General features: G+C 30.2%; 1 protein-coding gene and 1 pseudogene. One reads left to right on the top strand and one right to left on the bottom strand.

The window, feature by feature from the left end; all coding sequences use genetic code 11:
* The coding region (locus IDG60_RS01825; RefSeq protein WP_274611429.1) for a nucleoside transporter C-terminal domain-containing protein at window positions 1-245 on the top strand (245 nt) is incomplete at its 5' end.
* A gap of 205 nt (window positions 246-450) precedes the next feature.
* On the opposite strand, the pseudogene IDG60_RS01820 reads toward IDG60_RS01825, so the two are convergent.
* Window positions 451-523: pseudogene (locus IDG60_RS01820) on the bottom strand (pyridoxal 5'-phosphate synthase glutaminase subunit PdxT); the annotation flags it as partial.

Below are 523 nucleotides of genomic sequence, written 5' to 3'. Positions count from 1 at the left end.
CTAACGAATTTGTAGCAATGCAAGCACTTGGTAAACTTAGTGATTTATCTGAACACGCAAAAGGTGTTACATCTGTATTCTTAGTATCATTTGCTAACTTTAGCTCTATTGGTATTATTTCAGGTGCGATTAAATCACTTAATGACAAAAAAGGAGATACAGTTGCCCGCTTTGGTTTGAAACTATTATTCGGTGCAACACTAGTATCTTTCATTTCAGCTGCAATCGCTGGATTCTTTATTTAACAAATACATCAACATCGAATTAACCCCTTCAAAATTTTGACTATTCTCAGTCTCTTTGAAGGGTTTTTTTATGTATATCTTTATTTTTTATCATTTTTAATTTTGACATAAAAAAATAGCTCCTCCAAAGCTAAGTTTGAAGGAGATATTGTCTTCTCAACAAATCTATAAATATCAATAATTCGTTGATTTAGCATACATTAAGCTATGCTTTTTTTACAATATGATTAATAAAGTAATCAGTTACTCTATAGTCATCTGTTAATTCAGGATGGAAT

The organism is Staphylococcus sp. EG-SA-2 (assembly GCF_017152085.1).
The sequence above is the reverse complement of the archived record's forward strand: the minus strand, read 5'-3'. Positions and strand labels throughout refer to the sequence as shown.